This is a genomic window from Calditrichia bacterium (genome assembly GCA_020634975.1).
Classification (GTDB): Bacteria; Calditrichota; Calditrichia; order RBG-13-44-9; family J075; genus JACKAQ01.
Genome location: JACKAQ010000001.1, coordinates 884,963 through 904,573 on the forward strand (window position 1 = coordinate 884,963; position 19,611 = coordinate 904,573).

Here is a 19,611-nt window from a genome sequence, read left to right on the forward strand (position 1 = left end):
TTTGATGGCAGAACTCCTCTAATTGGGTGATTCAATCGTTCCGGTTTCGCGGAACCACGGCTCCCGGGCAACTTTCGCCGGGAAATCCGCCAATTCTTCCGTGACAAGGTGCGGATGAATAATCAGATGATACAACCAGTAATATTTCATTACGCCCCGAACATATTGGCGTGTTTGTTCATATTCGATATTTTCCATAAAATAATCATCGTCATCAGTCAGATATACTTTTCGCCAGCGATCCACCCGATGCTCACCGGCGTTATATGCCGCCAGCGCGTGATACATATTGCCGTCATATCGCTTCAGCAATTCCGAAAGATAATAGCTGCCCAGCAGAATGTTGAAATCGGGCTCGAACAACCGGCGCACGTCCGTCATTTCCATGCCAAGACTTTCGCTGAGGCGATCCGCTGTCGGCGGGATAATTTGCATCAGCCCGTATGCGTTGGCGTACGATGTAATTTGCGGTTCAAACGCACTTTCCTTTTTCATCACTGCCCAAATGCTGGCCGGCGTGATGTTCCATTTCCGGGCGTAAGTGTTCACTTCGCTGTTAAAATATAACGGATATAAATTTTTGAACAGAAAAATCCATTCTTTCCAGTCGCTCCGGACAAAATGGTTCAAATAAACCCGTTGATAATAGCGATACGCCCGCCCGAAATTCTGAAGCCGCTCATTCATTTCGCCGAGCGCAAAAGTGAGTTCCCAACCCGGTTCGTTCAGTTTTTCCGCCAAAACGTTCAGCTCGCGTTGGGCATAATTTTCACCGAAAACTTCCTGTACCAGCAACGGGCGCTGAAAATCATTCAAATATTTGGGCAAATAGCTCACCGGTTTGTGGTGAATTTCGGACAACAGCGAATCTACCAACTGATGAATATGTTCGGTGGATTGAGTGGTCAGAAACGCTTTCATCGTATAATAATTATCAAACGGTTGTGCGATAATGGTGCTCAGCAATGCAACCCGCATCGAATCGTTGCCTTCTGCGGCGTACGATTTGGCGATCCAATAGGTCATCCGGGGATTCCAGATGTCATCGGATTTGCGATTGAGCGCCGCTTTCCAATAGCCTCGGGCTTGCTCAAATTCGCCATCCCGAAAATGCGATAAACCGATGCGAAACCGTGCTTCCGGCGTCAGTTCATAGCGGCTGTAGCCGGTTATCAGCCGTTGATAATATTCCCGGGCAGCGTCCGGGCGTCCCTGTTCTTCGCTCAGCCAGGCGATCACCCACAGCACTTCTGCAGCAAGTGCATCGGTCGGATAACGTTTCTGGAATGTGTCATACGCTTCAATAGCTTTGTCTTTCAAACCCATTCGCAGGTAGCAGCGGGCAAAATTCAAATCGATATGGCGTTTGTATGTTGCCGTTACAAAACTGTCCCGTTGGGCTTTGGCAGCTTGCAACGATCCCCAATACTGTTTTTCTTCGTATAATTTGCGAATTTTTAACCAGCGCAATAATTCGGATTTGCCGCCCAGTTTTTCCTGATGTTTCAGCAGCGCGGTCATCTCCGAGTACTGTTCGGTTTCCGCAAGATAGCTGAACATATTTTGGAGTGCGGTGGTGGTCAGCACGGCATTATCATATTTACTACGGATTTCCCGGTAGGCAATCCTGCTTTGCGGATGAAACGGATACTTTTTCATCAGCGTAAAGGCTTCGTTGGTTAACGCCTGAGTGTTACCGAGTTTTTTGGCGATGTGCATCAGGCGGCCGGTAATTTCGCCTTTGTCGAATCCGCGATATTTTATCAGCCGGCTGTACAGCGTTTTGGCAGATTGCCATTTGCCCTGTTGAAAATAAATTTCAGCAAGCATTGAATCTGCGGAAATGCCCATCGGGCTGTTGGGATAACGGCTGCGATACAGCTCCAATATCGATGCGGCATTGCCGGGCAACGATGAAGCCATCAACGATTTTGCTGCAAAAAAATCGGCGTAATCGGCAATTTCGAGGGATTTTATGGATTGATTGCCAAGCTCAGACGCGGCTTTCTCAAATTGTCCGGTCTGGAACAAACAATAGCCGATTTTCAACAATATTTTGGGAAATCGGGTTCCCAACTCGGGATTTTTTGCGACTGCGGCTTCATAAAAAACCAGCGCATTCGCAAAATCGCCGGATTCGTAATATTGGTTGGCCCGGTTGTAATCATCGATATCCGGGGTTTCGGCTGTTGCCGGAATCGTCAACAGGAATAATCCGCCCAACACCCCAATCAGATGTAAAAATCTTTTCAGCATATCCGCCACTTTTTTTGTGATTTGTCCATATTGAACAAATTAATAACAGCTCTATTTCGTTATGATAAACAACCGGTTAAGATGCGATTAAGACACTTCAAAATCAGGACCGGATTCTTATGTGATGCCACGTAATGAATTTACAGTATAAGAATTTATAATCGATAGATTCAGGTCAAACTAAAGCAAACATTAAATTTAACATCTCCAATTTAACATGTTTTTGGCAATTTGCGTTCCCGGAATTGGAGGTAGAATTTGTGCCGGATTAAAAATATTTTCTGCAGATTACAAAAAAGCGCGGCATTCGTTGCCGGTGCCGCGCTTTTGTAAAATTGAATGGCTATTCGGCGGCTGTTTTACTTCATCAAAATCATTTTACGGACTGTTGAAAAATTGGCTCCGGCTTCGATACGATAAAAATAGATGCCGGAAGTAACGCTGTTGCCGGAATCATCTCGGCCATCCCAACGGACATCATAAATTCCGGCGGAATAGCGGGCATTTGCCAACGTACGAACCTTTTGACCGAGGGTATTGTAAATTTGCAATAAAACCGTTGCACGTTCCGGCACCGAAAAACGAATGGTCGTTTCCGGGTTGAACGGATTAGGATAATTTTGTTCCAGCGCAAAAATTTCCGGGATTACATCGCCGGGTAAATCCCCAATGCCAACCGGCGTTTTGAAGAATTGAATTGCCCGCTGGATAACCGCATTCTGGCGATCCGGGTCGGTAATTGCTTCGAATCCAAATCCGAATACAATTGCTTTTGATGCACCGTTTTTGTAGGAAATACCGGCGGTTGCCGTTGCTCCGGCACCATAACGGAACTCCTGTGTGGTGCGGGTTGCATCGTTGATGATGAGTTGATCTCGCGACGTTTGGTTGCCGGCAGCGCCAGCACCGGTGATCAGCACCAGCCCATCGCCGATAATGCCGCCGGTTTCGCCGCGCACAACCGGCGTTGCGGAGTTTTGAACATAACCGATGCCCAATTGGTTCATCAGCGCTGTGCCGTTCAGTTCCTCAACAATATCCTGCCCGGAGAGGAACAGCTTTCCGCCGTTATTGAGATGCGCCAATAGTTCCGCAGCTTCGTCGTCGCTTATGGCGTTGCTATCGCTATCGCCGGTAAACCAGATGACGATACCGTTGGGATATTCCGCCATTTTATCGGCTGTTGGCAATCCTTTTTCGACAACGTTCCAATGGTGATAATTTTGGGTATCCGCTATTGCTGCGTTTATGAAATAATTTTCGTAATCGCTGCCGTCGTCGTCGTCCACAATCATCAAATCCGCCGGTGAAAGCAAGATATCCAGATTCGTACCGAGCGTGTCGAGCAACACACCGTTCATTTCGGTGTATGGATATGGCGATTCAGGATAAATTCGCAAATCGTATTCACCGATAAAACTGGGCTGAACGAAATTGCCGCTGCTATCCGTATCCAAAACGAGGTAGGGTTCGGGATTCGGGTTATCTTTTGCATAAAATTCGATGTGGGCAAATATACCCTCGGACGAACTTTCATCCGAAATTTGCCCGGTAAAATCCGCCTGTAGCTCCGGCTGCAACGCCACATTCACCGGAATGGTGAAATACGGCTCCAATGTCACTGTTCGCGATGTGGTTTGATATTCAAATTTGCTGACGGTAACCGTTACCGAGTCTGTCGGTGCACCAAACTGGAAATCGCCGTTCTCATCGGTTAATTTTACGGCGCCGCTTTCCTCAATTTTCACGGAAGCGTTTTCCAGCACATCGCCGGTTGCCTCTGCAGTGATTGTTCCATTGATGGCATATTTGAGGGAGAATGCGCCGATTCTGTTCGCCCAGGTGTTGGACGGAGCTTTGGCGTATTCGATTAATGCCCAAATAACGGACGGATTTTTGGGATCGGGCGCAATGCCCAGATAATCGCCCCAGCGATTTCGGGTGCCGCCAAAAGTAACCACATAATTGCCTTCACCGGCTTTCAGCAATGTAGACGGTGCCAATCCCGGTGCATCGGTTGCGCGGCGTCCGGTAAATGCGGCACCGGCGTATTCGTTGTCTCCGGAGCGGGTGTATCCGATCACAATATTTTCATCTTCATCTACCATTATTGCAGGATATAAATAATAATATCCGTTCGCACCAAACGATACATCTTCAATTACGGTATCGTTCATAACATCCAATTGCAGGTATCGTGCAAAAGCGTACTGGTTACCGGTTCCGCCGGCAATTGCGGTAGATGTCCATAATTTCCCGTTCATATATGCCGCATTGCGATATGCCCGCCGACCGGAATTGATGCGGGGCGTTCCGCCGCCCAACTGGTTGGCATCCGGCGGTTGCTGCGCAGAAACGGTTGAAATATTAACAGCTGTGAGCGTTGCTGCACCAAATGTGCCAAGCGGGTCCACAATTTTCCACAATGTAATAAAATTACCGGTGATATAAGGTGAATCGACAACCATATAAGCGGTATTATTTGTCGCTTCCAAATGCGAAGCCACAATCGGCGGGCCATCCACCCGGACACCGCTGTTGTTCGGATCGCGGAAATCCCAAAAATCTGTGTAGGTTACTGCCGGGCATGCCGGATCGTATAATTCCGATTTGGGGATAATTCGCAATTTGCAATATTGGAAACCTTCGGTAAAACTAAACTGGCGTCCGGAAATGTAAACAGCCTGATGATCGTACCCCATTTTCTGGTAATCACCCCAGTTGCCAACATCAACCGTTCCGTTTAAATGTGCCGGAAACGCATAATTACACCAGTTGCCCATCGGGTTTTCGTCATCCGATACAGAAACGAGCCAATAACCGGTTTGGTTTACATCGTTTTGCAAATCCCAGCACATCACAAAGCGATTATCGATATTATCGTAAACTACAATCGGATCGAACAATCCGGAATACGGCAACACATTTTGGAACCATGCATCTGCGGATCGCGAAAACAGCACATTCCCCTGTTTGTCGTAGAAAACAAATGACGAGTTGACCATCGAAATAACGTGATCCGGTCCCACCGCCATAATCGGATCCGGCGGGATGGAATTGGTTTGCGAATTCGCTTCAAAATCGATCACAATATTTGGCGTCGTATTCGCCTGCGGCGCGAGTCCGGTTACGGATGCGTCATAAAATTCGTTGCTGCCCATCGGTGCAGATGGCGGCGTCACGTTAAAACGGTCTTCCACATACGGCGGATTCAGGTGTTCCCAAAATGGGTTTACAATCCGTTTGCGATGCGGCTGAAGAGGTTCTTCCGGTTTGTTGGTAAACTGGTCGGTCGAAACGATGGCGCCGGCGCCGATCGATCCAGCGGCCGGACCCTGATAAATTTGTGCATAAAGCCCACCGAGAAACGAAAAAATCATTAAAAAACAGCCCGTAAACAGCGTCGCTTTAAAACTGGATTTACGGGATGTTTTTCCCCGTTCTGCAGTACCCTCAAATTGCATGAAACTACCTCCTTGGCATTTACGAAATCTTCGAATAATATATTGTTACTGGATTGAATACGACTTCCGGAAAGAAAACGAGATACCTTTCGGTTGAAGCGGTGATCGCAAAAAGCATTTTCCCGATTGCGTCGTTTTCTGTAAAAGGATGTTTAAATTCCAAGGTTTAATTAAATACTTAACGCCTTTAAAAGCAACTTTTTACACGATTGAAAACCGATTTTTTTCACAAAAAAAAGCCGGACTGATGATTCGCTATTGCGAGAGCATCAATCCGGCTAAAAAGTTCAGCTGATAAAACGTTATTTCACGAGCATCATTTTTTTGACATTGCGGAAGCCTTTGCTGGTTTCCATTTGATAATAATACATGCCGGTTGCGAGCACGTTGCCCCGGCTATCGCGGCCGTCCCACTGAATTTGATAGGCGCCCGGCTGATAGGTTTTGCTGGTCAATTGGCGAACTTCCTGCCCCAAATTATTGAATATTTTCAACTTAACCTTGCTTACCTCCGGTACATTAAACCGAATGGTTGTTTCCGGGTTAAAAGGATTGGGATAGTTTTGATCCAACGAAAACACTTCAGGAATAATATCGCCGATCGGCTCGGCCGTTCCGATGCCGGTGAGGATGTTAAACCAGTTCAGCGTGTTATCCACAAATTGATCCAGAATGCCGTCGGTATTGTTGATGGTTTCGATACCGAATCCTAAAAATACGGCTTTCCAGCCAGCCTGGTTGTTGTGGATGCGAATGCCCGCTGTACCGGATGTGCCCGCCGGACCATATCCGACAACCGGCGTTGCAGCTGTGCCGGCAATCAGCACATCTTTGCTGGCCTGGTTGCCCGGACCGCCGGATGTTTGCATCAGCAAACCACCGCCAACCGGATCGTCTTCAACGCCTTTCATAATTGGCGGCGAAAAATTACGATCATAACTCACCTGCAGATAATCCTGCAGCAACACACTGCCGGTATCGCTTTCTGCGATATTTTGCCCGCTGAGCAGCAGGCGTCCGCCCGAATCCAAAAATTCTGTCAACAAATTCATTTCCAATTCGTTCACCGGTTCCGCGAGTGCTGCGCCGGTAAACCAGAAAACCGTTTTGGGTTCCGGGAAAGCCTGGAAATCGGCAGTTTCCGGTAATCCGGATGTGGCGATCTGCCAGGTATAATAGGTTACACCCAACGCATCAAACGCTTGCTGGATATAAATTTCGCTTTCGGCTGCGGGGTCGTCGTTCACCAAGAATACGTCCGCCGGATTCAGCCGGAAATCGGCTTGCTCGCCAGCCTGATCGAGATCGTCGATCAGATATTGAACTGTCGGGTACGGCAAAGCCGGACGCACGGTGACGAGATAATTTTCGTTTGCCGGTAAATCGAGCGAGAAACCGCCGGCAATTGTGGTTGCGGATGCAAAAACTGTGTCCGGCGTGCCCACTTTATTGCTGATAGCGACAACTTCCAGTACGGCAGAAATCGTATCCAGCGATACAGAATCGAATACTGTTCCGGAGAACGTGGCGAGCGGGCTTTCCTGCAATTGGAAATCCCGAACTGCAGCCTGGGTTAAACCGATGCCGCCGGGCGGCAGATATTGCACCTGATCGAGAATGGATTGATAACCGAAATATTCCACCCGTAAATCGATCGGATTTTTGAGAATTACCGCAAAATACGATCCGTCCGCCTGAACAGGAATAACGCCAACAATTCCGGGGCGCTCGTATGTGCTGCCGTTTGGCGTTTCGACCGGACCGGTGTAATATCCTGCGCCGTCAACCGTTGTGATAACGCCGGCGCCTTCCAGCGGTAAACCATTTGCGACATCCACCACAACGCCTTCCAGCGTCATTGTGGGATAAATGATGGAGCCTGCGGCAATATCATCCGGCTCGAGGGTGCGGCCGGTAGTATCGCCAGAGGAGGATGTGCCATACATCGTAGAGGCTGTTAACAATGGCCCACATCCGGGAGGTCCGCCAACCGGTCCTGCATGTCCAATGCCCATGTGATGCCCAAATTCGTGCGACATTACGCTTTGCAAATCCTGTTGTCCGGCGTTGCCGGTAATAGAGGGTGTAAAATCACGGGCGTTCCACACCAAATCAGATTCCGTTGCGTGGAAACTGGCACCGCTGCCGGTTGTGTATGTCCGGGAGAATGCAATGGTGCTGGTTCCCGGCGGAAAATTTACACCACCAAAATCGAAAAATACCAGATTGATATTATCCTGGCTGGCGCTGGTTGTTGGGGTCAGCGGACCGGCTTCGAACACCCAATAGCAGGATTCCAGGTTTGTCCAGGAATCTGCGGATGCGTTGATCACCGGAATCCATTCCAGCGGAATGCTGTTATTTAGCTGGTAAACAAACGGGATATCCGAATCCAGATAGCGCCGCTCGAATCCCTGATTGCTGGTCAGCACACAAAATCCCAAAAACAACAGACTCAATGCGATGCCCAGCGCAGTGATAAAAAATTGATCACGATTAATGGTTTTTAATGGTAACTTCATTGTTTTTTCCTCGTTTTGGGCGTTGGTTACTGTTGCACAAAATTACGCACTTCGCTGATAAAAGAATTTACCGGCATCCAGGTATAAGCCTCTGCTTCGGCAACCGGGTGGCTGGCATCGTCTACCAGGTTAATATCCCGCAAATCGCTCAGCACATACTGCACACCATCATTTTGCGTAATTACATTGTACGAACCCAACACGATTGAATGAATCCAGTAGCTGCCATTGTGTTCCAGCAAAAAGAACACAACTTCGTCATTTTCATTAAATTGGGGTGTTCCGGCAACATGATCGCCAAAATCGCCAATTTGTCCGCCCAATTGCCGGACAACCACTGTGCCATCGCCATCACCTTTGATGTATTCATCCACAGAAATGGTCAGCAATGTGTTGATTGCCCGTTGGGATGCATCTTCCCAAACGTATTTCACATCTGTAACTTTTCCCAGCACAACCAATTGTGAAGATGTTGTCAATTCTTCCAGTGATGTTTTCCGTAGTGTCAGCGCAGATGCAGTACAAACCAGCAGCAAAAGGATTGCCGGTAACATGCCACGCCCAAAAAAACGATGCAACATAGCATTTCTCCTTGTTTATTTATTGAAAAAATCATCTATAAATACTGATGTCGTTTTATGCAAATTTCGTAGGTGATTAATATAATTAAATATTATTGAATCACTAATTTTTTCTTGATTGAGAATTATTTTTGAGGTAGCAGATAAAAAAGGCTGCTAAATAATAGCAGCCTTTTAGTTTGAGTCAATTTTTGGCAGTTTTAGAATCCAAGTTTGATGGTAAAAATATTGGAATCTTCAAAATAATCTGTCAACTGGCGGAAGGCGTAGTCGAAATGGAAGATGAAATCGCCCATTTGGTATTTCATCCCCGCACCGAAAGACGCGCCAAAAACGTTGTTATCGCTGCTTTGGAACTGGTGGTTGTAACCGCCGCGCAGGAAGAAGAATTCTTTGAATGCATATTCCACACCGCCGAATCCGATATCCGATGCATCGTTTTGGTTGGTAAATGAGCCGGTGAACATCATCGAATTGTCTTCGTTAAAATTGGATGTGTACGATACGCCAAATGAAAATGTTGACGGAATATCCGATGCCAACGCACTACCTCGAAAATAGCCGTTGTCCGTTTGCAAACTGTTGCTCGGGATCTCGAAACTGCGTTCCAGATTGCGCCCGTCATAACGCATTTTACCGCCAACATTTTTCATAACCACACCCATGCGGATGTTGTTTTGAAAACGATATTGCACACCCAAATCGAATGCGAATGTCGATGCACGGGTTTCCATAATCGTTTCGTTGATGTATTTGGCGGTAATGCCAACATTAATATGATCCGTCAACAGTCGGCTGTACGAAAATCCCGTAATAATGAACGATGGCGAATAGGTGTTACCCGTTCCATCCGGTAATTCCTCGGTTGTTTCCACGATATCGCCAAAATCCATGCTTTGGATATGAAACCCAAAGCCACCGAGGTTTCCGCCGTTGTAAACCAGCGCGATGTAATTCACATCAATATCCGCCAGCCAGCTCATATTGTTGAACATTACTTCATTTCCGGTGCCGTGAGTTATCCCGGCGGGATTCCAGAAGATGGCTTCGGAGCCGGCAACATCGCTCAGCAATCCGCCCATCCCCAACGACCGGGCACCCGTCGGAATCAACAACTGGGAGCCGGCAGTTGTTCCCAACCGCGCCTCATCCCCGGCCTGGAGCATCCCGACACACAGCGTCAGGATGACAATCGAAGTCCAAATTGATTTAGCCATATTACGATCTCACAGTTTTGATTTTCTTTTTCTCAGTTTTTGTCGGGATTCAACCGATCTGGCCGTTGTTGCCAAATCGATCTGCCATCCCGCTTTTTAGAAGCGATCCAATCGCTCTTCACGCTGAATAATTGCAAATTTGAGTATCTTTTCTCCGATTTCCGGAGCTTCCACATGGGCAAGATACATGCCCGATGCCACCCGAAGGTTCGACTCATTTCGCAAATTCCAGGTTAATTCATTCGCTACATTATTCTTGCTCAGGGTTTTAATCAACTGCCCGGCAAGGTTGAAAATGCGGATGGTCACTTCGTTGGGCAAATGGGTGAATTTGATCACCGGAGTATCGTAACTGGTTTCGTATGCGCTATATGCCCAATACGGGTTGGGAACCACATTCACCATTTCCAATTGATCTTTGCGCTCCGCAGCGGTTACCAGCGGCTGCACATCCTCGGTGTGAACGCGGTATTCATCCACGTTGGAATTTGGATAATACGGCGTGATATCCAGCGTCATTTCGTTGGCTTGCAAAATGGAATCCACCGCAACAAACTGGGCAACCAGATATGCTTCATCGCGGAACAGCGTATCGGTTGACGCGCGCCCGTAGCGAGCGGCATCACCGGCATAATCCGACTTAAAAATGATGATGTCGTTATTCGATGAAAAATCCACGATACCCGTCGGGCTGGCGTTGTGATACGCCACATACAGTTGACGCGGACTGTTGGGATCTGTCATATCGAACGCTTTCAGGAATGTGGGTTTCATCCCGACCGAAAGGTTGTAATTTGCACGAAAATGTTGCGCAAATGCATCATCCGTTGTGCCGAGCACCAACCGCACCGGAAAATAGTCTTCGCGCGACAAACCCGGCGATAGGTTACTGCGGAAGGAATTCTGGATAAAATCCACTCCGCCATTATATGCGGCGGTTGAGCTGGTAAGAATGGCCGCGCCATCCAACCAGTCGACACCACCAGCAGGCATGGTTTCCTCAACAGAATTGATACCGTCCGGCACATTTTTAACCCGGATGGACAAACCATCGATAATCGGGAATGTCCATGAATTGCCAGCAAGACTGTCCTGCTGGATCAATGTATCGCGCAAAACGCGATTTTGTGATTCGTTGGTGATGCTGTAAAAATCGCCATTATTAAAGAAAGAAACGAGATAATTGTCGTTGGTCAGAGCATCGCGATCAACCACGTCGAACACCACACGACCGTCAAACACATCCCTGCCGGCCAGACCCGTTCGGGTGCCGATATATTCTGCCGTGCTGCCTTTAAACGGACGATTTTCATCGCGATTAAAAATAACACTGAAAAGCTGAGCCCCACCGAGCGGGTTTTCCAGATAGGGGTCTGCACTGCCAATCCATGCGCCGTTTTCCAACGGTGATAACTGGTTTACATTGATGCTGAACGACGTTACCGAGAAATAATATTCTGCATTGTTGATCAACGGCTGACCTTCGTTAAATACATCTTTATCTATCACATAGCGAATAACCGTACCGCCGGAATCGCCGATTGCGGAGAGATTCAGATTATTGTTTCCGCGATACAGCCGAACACGCTCGTTGGTTTGTTGAATCAAAATATCGGCGTACTGATTGCGTACATCGAACGATGCCAGCAGTTGCCGGTTCAATTGCCCGTTGTTGGCACGAAGCGTGGTTTGGGGCGAATTGAATTGGTAAATATTGATGCCCTCGAACATCTGCCGGTTATCGATTCCGTCAATTTCATCGTGATACAGTGTGCCGTTGCGTTCCAAATCAATAATCAGCTCGATACGGTCATCAAATGTCCGCACATCCACATGAGGCGGCGGCGGCGGTCCGGCAACAAAAAAGTTACCGTCATAAATGGATTGTGCCGTCGCATCGATGCGTTTCAATTCAGCTACGTTTGCGCTCGAATTTCCGTTTTGCTGCAACTGCCCGACAACGTACGCAACCACAATATCCTGCGTATCGCTGGCAGCGAGGCGGAAGGGGCCGGTATTTACCATAAACCGTTTGTCTGCTTCGGTGTTATCCAGCCAGCCTTCTCCGGTTGCAGGATCGCCGGAGTAAAAATATTGCGGTGCCGTACCAGCCGTACCACCGACGCCATATAATTCAGGGTTAATCGGGTTTCCGTTGCCATCTACACCACCAACCTGATAGCGCCGTGCGATAACCACATTATTTCCCGGGCTCGGGAATTGGGTTTGCCCACTGGGGTCATTATTATAGAATGTAAATGATGTCAGTGGTAAATTACGGAAATCCGGAATGGTATCGACACCAAACTGCGGTCCCAAAAAGCGATATGCCGTATCGCCGGGAGAAGAAACAATCGGTCCCTGGAAAAAATCCACCCCAAACGCAGGCGGGTTGGAGCCGTATGGACCGGTGCCGTCGTTGTCATCGCCGTTGTTGTAGCAATAGCCCAAACTGAGCTCGATATCTGAACCGATCAAATCGTCAGTCGCTTCGCCGATATCCGGGTCCGTCCAAATGCTGAAAATCAGCGAATCGATGTCGTTTTCCGTCACATTAATCATGCGATAACGCAGGAAAACCACGTTGCCCAATTCATTATCCCGGGCAAACGCGAACACCTGTTGATGCACTTCCAAACCTAAGGGCTGGGTTTGCAAACCGTCTGTCCGAACGGAAATATCCGTGCCATCGTTATACACCGTCCAACTGGTGCGGTCACCCAAAATATCCGGCACGTCAATATTGGGGTCGTACACACCGTCGCCGTCCATATCCTTAAAACTGGCGCCCAGCTCAACTGCTTTTTGCCAATCGATATAGGCACGGCTTCCGGGGGCGTCGGATTTGTTGACCACGTAAAAACGTGCGTCTGAATCGTCCGGGTTTGTTCCCCATTTTCCGGGTTGAAATTCCTGAATTAACGATGCTTTAGCCATCCAAGATGCCCGCAGTTGACCGTTTATATAACCGGTTGCGGCTATCCCGCCCTGATACAAAAAGCTCTGGTTATAAGATAATGGTACTGGTATACCGGGGTTCGGGAAATATGCCTGGGCATTTTCCGCCGTTGACCCATCGTTTTGATAAGGTAGAAAAATGTTGTTGATCGCCATTGTGTCCACCAGACCAATCGTCGCACCTTTCTGGAGCGATTGCTTGCCCGGTTTTTCTTTGGCTGCCACGCTTATGCACATGCCGGCAACAATCATGGCAATGAGTAGTCTGAATCGCATTTTATGCCTCGTCAGTTATTTTTTCTGTTCAGTTTAGAACTTTGCTTTCAGCCCCAAACGGATAATCCGCGGTAAACCGTAATTTTCAGGATCTCTTTCGAGCGCCTTAAAATCCGAAACAAAATCCGGGCTGGAAGGTGATGTACTGCGAACCAATTGTTCACCTTCGGGCGTGTTCAGGTAACCGCTATCATCCGGTTTTCCGGTTGATGGCCAAACATCAACAAAATTGTCACGATCCAGTAAATTTTGAATCCATAAATACGGCGTAATCGAAAAATTACCAATGCGGATATCTTTATCCACCCGCAAGTCGATGCGGAACAAGCTACCGGCAAGTGCACTGTTCACATATTGCGTTGTATTCCCGTACTGCGAATTATCCGTCAACGGATTTGCGGTTTCCAGCGGCGTATACGGGCGTCCGCTATTGTAATTAATCAGGAATGTCGCACCGGAGTTTTCCAATAATTTTGAACCGAAAATATTCGGTCCTTCGTCATTGCCTGATCGAATATCCAGGCTTGCGGTAAAAGTATGGCGTTGGTCAAAATCCAGTGGCGCAATTGCCAGCGGCACTGCATTGTTCGGATTGCGGAAAGTTGCCACCCGGCTGCTGGAAGGATCCGAACCAGTGCCTTCGCTCAACGAGAGCGCGTAGTCAATTTTTGTGGTAACCGGTCCCATCCGGCGCAAATTAAAGCTAAAAGCCATCCCTTTTATCGTTCCAAAATCCTGGTTCACCGTAGAAATATAAGTCCTGGTGGTTTGCCCGAACTGGCTGCGAACGGTTGTAACGTTGATCAACCCTTCCACATTCCGGTAGTATGCGGTAACATCCAAACTGGCAATGTTGCCAAACTGTTGTTTGAAACCGAATTCGTAGTTGGTGGTGCGCTCCATTTGCACATGACCATTGTTTTGGCCCTGGCCATCGCGCTGTTCGATCACGTCAATATTGTTCCACGAATCATAAATATCGAAAAAGCGCGGCGCTTGCCGGAAAATACCGTATTGGGCATGAAATACCGTTTTTTCGGTCATCGGGAAAGCAAAACCCAATCGTGGGCTGATGTAGCTTTCTGATGGTGCTTTTTCGTAATCATCTACATCCAGTCGGTTGGGATTATCGCCAAATGAGAAAATATTGTTCGGATCGCGGATGCGATCGAAATCCGGTTCAAAATAATCCCAGCGAACACCCAAATTCAGGATGAAATCCTGAAATTCTATGCGATCCTGAATATACGCACCGGCATTGATTGGCTGTTTGGGTGCAGATTCTTCAAACATATCGCCTTCAACTGTGCGGAAATTTTGGTTGGAAATTTCGTTGCCAAAAATATCGTAGCCGTAAAAAACACCCACGGTTTTGGTGTAGCGAATTTCTTCCGATTCGCTATCTACGTTTTCGGCAATGTCAATCGGGTTGTTTGTGTAATACCGCACCTGATGCTGATCGACCGTTGCGCCAACTTCCAGCAAATGGTTGTCAAACTGTTTGGTCATGTTAAAATCCAAACCGTAAGTGTTGATTTCATATTTCTGGAAGAGGTTGAAAATACGGCCTTTATCATAAAAAACACCGCCAAGGGAATCGACCAACACGTTGGAGCCATCGCCTTGCGGCAAAATTACACCTCGCAACGCGTTTGCTTCAGCATCGCCGTACGATTCGAGGTCTTCAAACCACACACCATCGCCGCGACGATAGTATGTATTTTTGGCGCGTGCCGTAATATCCCAAAATGTGGTCTGATTGACCACATGAGAGAAGCGCATGGCGCCACCCAACACATTTTCTTTGATCAAAGGATAGTGATCGGATGCGTTTTTGGCATAATCGTGAATATACTGCCGAGAATTGCGGTATGAACCGTTGCTGCTAAAGGTAATTTTGAATTTTTCGAAATTACCATCCACTTTTGTTGTAAAGCGGGTAACATCGCTGCCCATTCCCGGACGCGCTTTTAAATCGATACCGGCAGATGGGATCACCAAACCACTGGCGCGGGGGCGATCATCATCGGTTTGAATATATTCGCCGGAGCCGAAAAACGAGAATTTGCCAAATAACGGACCACCGAGAAAACCGGTTGCAGAATTATAATTGTAGTCATCCGTTATGTTGGAAGAAACCAGATCGGTTCCACCGTAAAACTTGGCGGCACCGCTTTTGGTGGTGATATTGATAACACCGGATTGCGCACTCCCATATTTCGCGCTGAATCCACCGAGTTGTGAGGAAACCTGCTCGATAGCTGCGTCAGGGATTGTTCCGGTAACGTTACCGAAAACCACATCATTATATGGAATCCCGTCCACAATAAATAGCGTTTCGTTACCGCGCCCACCGCGCACGTTTATTGTGGCGTTGTCCGTATCGCCACCGGAGCCGTCCGCTGCAACAACACCCGCGTTATACGACACGATGGAGTTGATACCGCGAACCGGAATCCGTTCAATTTCTTCCGCATCCAGCACCCGAACGGTGTTGGTTGCTGCTGCTTCAAAAAACGGTTTTTCTGCCACAACCGTAATCGCTTCGTCGATTTCGATAGTTGTGGTGCTCAAATCCATATCCAGCCGTTTGGTAATATCCGGCACAACCCGCACGTTTTCCACCTTTATCGACTGATAGCCGATGTATTCAAAACTGATGGTGTACGTGCCCGGCGGCACATTAAGGATAACATATGAGCCATCCGCATCTGTCGATGCACCCAGCAACGATTCTTCAACAATTACGTTAACACCGGGTAACGGCTCACCGTTGGCTTTGTCACGAACAACGCCGCTGATTTTTCCGGCTTGCTGTGCAAAGACGCCAAACAATAGGCTGAGAGATAGAAAGGCAAGGTAGAAGCGTTTTAACATAATGCCTCCCAGAGTATGATTTGTTTTTGGGTTGATTACAGACTGAAGTGGAGGTTCCGGTGGGAAAGTTCACCACAAGGAGCCCCCAGTTCAGCCTGAGAAACCGCTCCTTCAAACGCTTAAAAAAACATGAACTTATCCAAAAAAAAGGATTGTTCCGGCATCGAATGCCGGAACAATCCGAAAGAAAAATACAGCTTATTTCACTAACAACATTTTACGGGTTTGAACAAAATCGTTTGCTGTCAAACGATAAATGTAAACACCGGTACCAACTGTCGTTCCACGATCATCGCGACCATCCCAAACAGCCTGATAGCCACCGGCAATCATACGATCGCTAACCAGCGTGCGTACTTTTTGACCAACGATGTTGAAAATTTCCAACGTTACATTTGAGGCGCTGCTCAATGCAAACTCGATGGTTGTGCTGGGGTTAAAGGGGTTCGGGTAGTTTTGGAACAATGCGTAGGTTTCCGGCTGGCTGAAGAAATCTTCATCCAGATCTTCGATACCTACATATGCGGTATAATAGTCACCATTTGCGCCGAAAATTTTGTAAACACGGCCACCGTTAGCGGCAGCAACTTCAGCTACGTTTTCGTTCCAGTCTTGTTGAAATCCGGCTTCGTTGTCATGTCCGGAAATACCATGTTTCCAGAAGATGTTTTTCGGAGCGCCAACACCAAAGTTGATGGTGATTGACCATACACCGTCCGCGGCAACAGCGTCGCCATTGGTTCCGGTATCGTTCATTTGCAAGGCTTCGCGTGCAGGATCGCCAGGTGTCAAATCCCATACCCATGCCAATGCCGGGGTGGTTTTGGGTACACTGCCGGCCAAATAAACAGTATCAATAGCGGTTACGTTTCCGCCGCCAAAGGTAATTGCACCGCTGTCCGCCAGGAATGCTGCTGCTGCATACATATCCGCTTCGAAAATGATGTCTTCAGCAGTTGTGAATACATCCGATACGGTAACATTATCGAAGAAGCGGCGCGGTACATCATAGTTCGGGTTACCGTTTGCGTCGGTATCGGTTTCGTTACCGGTCGGGGTGAATTTGTAGTCTGCGCCACCTTCCCATACATCACCATTTGCAGCCGAACGATAGAAGAATTTATAAGCAACGGTATCTACTTGCGGGGTCAAATTAATGACAACCAGCGCTTCGTAATCGGTCGGGGTGAAGATATTCGGGCTCATCGGATTGTCTTCGCTCCAGCCGTTAAAGCTACCGCGTACAAATGCGATATCTGCCGCGTTGTTCGGATCGAAGTTCCCCACAGCAATCTGAACGGACATATCGTTGGTGAACAATACATCGTAATCAGCTGCTGAAGCGCCAAATGATGGCTTGTAGGTCAAGTCGTTGGTGTTAATGCCAACGCGTTCGTAATACCAAATGGCTTCTGCCGGGCCATTTTCATCGGCAAACAAGGAACAGCCTGGATCTGGGTCAAACATATACGCCAAATCAACAATAATCGAATCGCCGGAAGCATCAAATTTAAAGTTTTCCGGTATATTCGGGTATACATCAGATTCGCCAGGATTACCGGCAATTTTAAACGTATAGCTCCATGTCGTACCACCATCGGGGGAATAAGCGCCCCAAATGTCAGTCATAAATTTTTCAATTCCACCGGTACCGACGGCTGTTACAATACTACCGTCTATCGGGCTGGCTTCCCATTGTTGCCAAACGGCTAACAATTCACCGTTAGGACCTTCAGCAATATGCGCATATGCATTGCCTATACCATTACCCGGATACAAGCTCTGAAGTGCTGTAATAGTTGCTGTATCAGACGGTGCAGCGTAGAGCGTATCGTTGATTTGTACCAGCTTATTCAAGCTATCATTCCAGTACAAAATTGGCTTATAGTCTTGCAATGTGGAGGTCATGGTGTCCCTGATGGCTTGCACCGCACTAAAAATCATATGGTAAGTACCATTTTGGGTAAACATTGCGTTAAATTGTTGGAAAGCAGCAATTGAATATGTTGTCTGTCCAAATTTCGTCAGGAACACTTCATCATTATCAGTAACTCTGGTGGTATCCCAAGTTACCCCCCAATCATTAGTAGTAACAAAATATGTTGCACCACCAATAACTGGGTCGCCACCAAATTCAGGAGGAGTTAAGCTAAGACCATGTTTGATTTGTGACGGATTGGTGGGATTGAAATCTGGCCAGCGTTCTCCGTTTCCATTATCTGTTGTTACACTCAAAGCACTATTGCTTTGCCAAGTCGTTCCGTAGTCAAAGGAGTACTTAAATGAACCATCTGCCCACTCACTTGCACCTTGAGTAATGAACACTAAAGTATCTCCATGTCGGGCTTGTCCAGCGAAGACACCCGGGTTGGTTTCAACACCGACATTGCTTTGGAAATTATATCCGGGCCCCGAGTTGATATCATAGGTATCAAACCACATTTGGGTCGGGTTATTGTGCAGCGAGATAATTGCTTCACCGTCTTTTCCGGTCATTAAACGTCCCCAACCGGTTTGACGGTCCGTTGTAACGGATTGGTTGCCAAAGAAATCACCAAAGGAATAATCAAAGTAATCATAAGTTACATAACGTGTGGCAGTTGCAGAACCTGCTCTTTTCATAAAAGTAACGTGAATACCATTGGGCGCATATGAAATCATACGACCCATGACGTTGTTTGTTGCATAATCGTACCAAGTACGACCGATCTCTACTCGCCCTGCCACCTGGACAGATTGTGTTTGAGGATAATTGCCGAGTCCGGAAATTTTTTGTTCCCAGCGTTCTTCGTCAGCCGGTGTCACTTTCTGTGCTTTCTTGGTATTAAATTCTTTTGCAAAAAGCGACAAGCTCAAGACAATCATAACTGATAACGCTTTTTTAAACATAGTGTCTCCTACATTGTGATGAATAAATGAAACTGATTAACAACGATCCAAACATCCATGTTGTGCTAACACTGCATCCATATCCTCCTGAAACTAAAAAAATGAGATTACGTTGGGCGATCTCACCTCCTTGCTTTAGTTATTAATTAAGGAACAATTTTTGTACCATTGAATTATTTTGAATTACATAATTATTGAATTTACAAATATTTAGAGCAGTTTTTGCGCCATTTTCACAAAACAGTAAAGAAAGATTTTACCTAAAAAAGCGGAAAGGAATTTCCACTCAACTATAAATATAGTGTCGTTTTTTTAAATATCCAAATACCTGAATTGTCAAAAGAAACAAAAACATCGCTGGTTGGCTGAAAAATATCGAAAGCAAACTGGAAAACAAGTATTTTGATGATTGGAGAATCATGCCAAAATCCTGAAAAATGGTTACTTGTCTTGATAAACTATTGAATTATAATCTCAGTTTTTTAAAGATGCAAGGGTTTCATAAAAATCACTTTCCGACAACAATCCTATTGCAATTCAAATAAAAAAAGGCATGGTTGCCCATGCCTGA

General features: G+C 47.1%; 8 protein-coding genes. All 8 read right to left on the reverse strand.

Annotation, left to right across the window (positions count from 1 at the left end; genetic code table 11):
- Positions 1 to 18: 18 nt before the first annotated feature.
- The 8 genes from H6629_03465 to H6629_03500 all read right to left on the reverse strand — a co-directional run bounded on the left by H6629_03465 (position 19) and on the right by H6629_03500 (position 19,040).
- On the reverse strand, positions 19 to 2,256 hold the full coding sequence (locus H6629_03465) for a transglycosylase SLT domain-containing protein (protein MCB9066859.1): 2,238 nt from the start codon (positions 2,254 to 2,256) through the stop codon (positions 19 to 21).
- A 359-nt stretch (positions 2,257 to 2,615) separates the two neighbouring features.
- Complete coding sequence (locus tag H6629_03470) at positions 2,616 to 5,720, reverse strand: carboxypeptidase-like regulatory domain-containing protein (protein ID MCB9066860.1); 3,105 nt, start codon at positions 5,718 to 5,720, stop codon at positions 2,616 to 2,618.
- A 302-nt stretch (positions 5,721 to 6,022) separates the two neighbouring features.
- Positions 6,023 to 8,242 carry a T9SS type A sorting domain-containing protein gene (locus H6629_03475; GenBank protein ID MCB9066861.1) on the reverse strand — a complete coding sequence of 740 codons (2,220 nt, stop codon included), beginning with the start codon at positions 8,240 to 8,242 and terminating at the stop codon, positions 6,023 to 6,025.
- Positions 8,243 to 8,268: 26 nt separating this feature from the next.
- Positions 8,269 to 8,823, reverse strand: a complete 555-nt coding sequence (locus tag H6629_03480) for a hypothetical protein (GenBank protein ID MCB9066862.1) — start codon at positions 8,821 to 8,823, stop codon at positions 8,269 to 8,271.
- Positions 8,824 to 9,023: 200 nt separating this feature from the next.
- Positions 9,024 to 10,040, reverse strand: coding sequence for a PorV/PorQ family protein (locus H6629_03485; GenBank protein ID MCB9066863.1), 1,017 nt, complete (start codon positions 10,038 to 10,040; stop codon positions 9,024 to 9,026).
- A 96-nt stretch (positions 10,041 to 10,136) separates the two neighbouring features.
- Entirely contained in the window at positions 10,137 to 13,274 is a 3,138-nt protein-coding gene (locus H6629_03490; protein MCB9066864.1) for a T9SS type A sorting domain-containing protein, read from the reverse strand.
- A 33-nt stretch (positions 13,275 to 13,307) separates the two neighbouring features.
- Positions 13,308 to 16,151 (reverse strand): carboxypeptidase-like regulatory domain-containing protein, encoded by a 2,844-nt coding sequence (locus H6629_03495; protein MCB9066865.1) that lies wholly within the window; start codon positions 16,149 to 16,151, stop codon positions 13,308 to 13,310.
- 198 nt (positions 16,152 to 16,349) lie between these two features.
- Positions 16,350 to 19,040 carry a T9SS type A sorting domain-containing protein gene (locus tag H6629_03500; protein ID MCB9066866.1) on the reverse strand — a complete coding sequence of 897 codons (2,691 nt, stop codon included), beginning with the start codon at positions 19,038 to 19,040 and terminating at the stop codon, positions 16,350 to 16,352.
- Between the last annotated feature and the right edge of the window lie 571 nt (positions 19,041 to 19,611).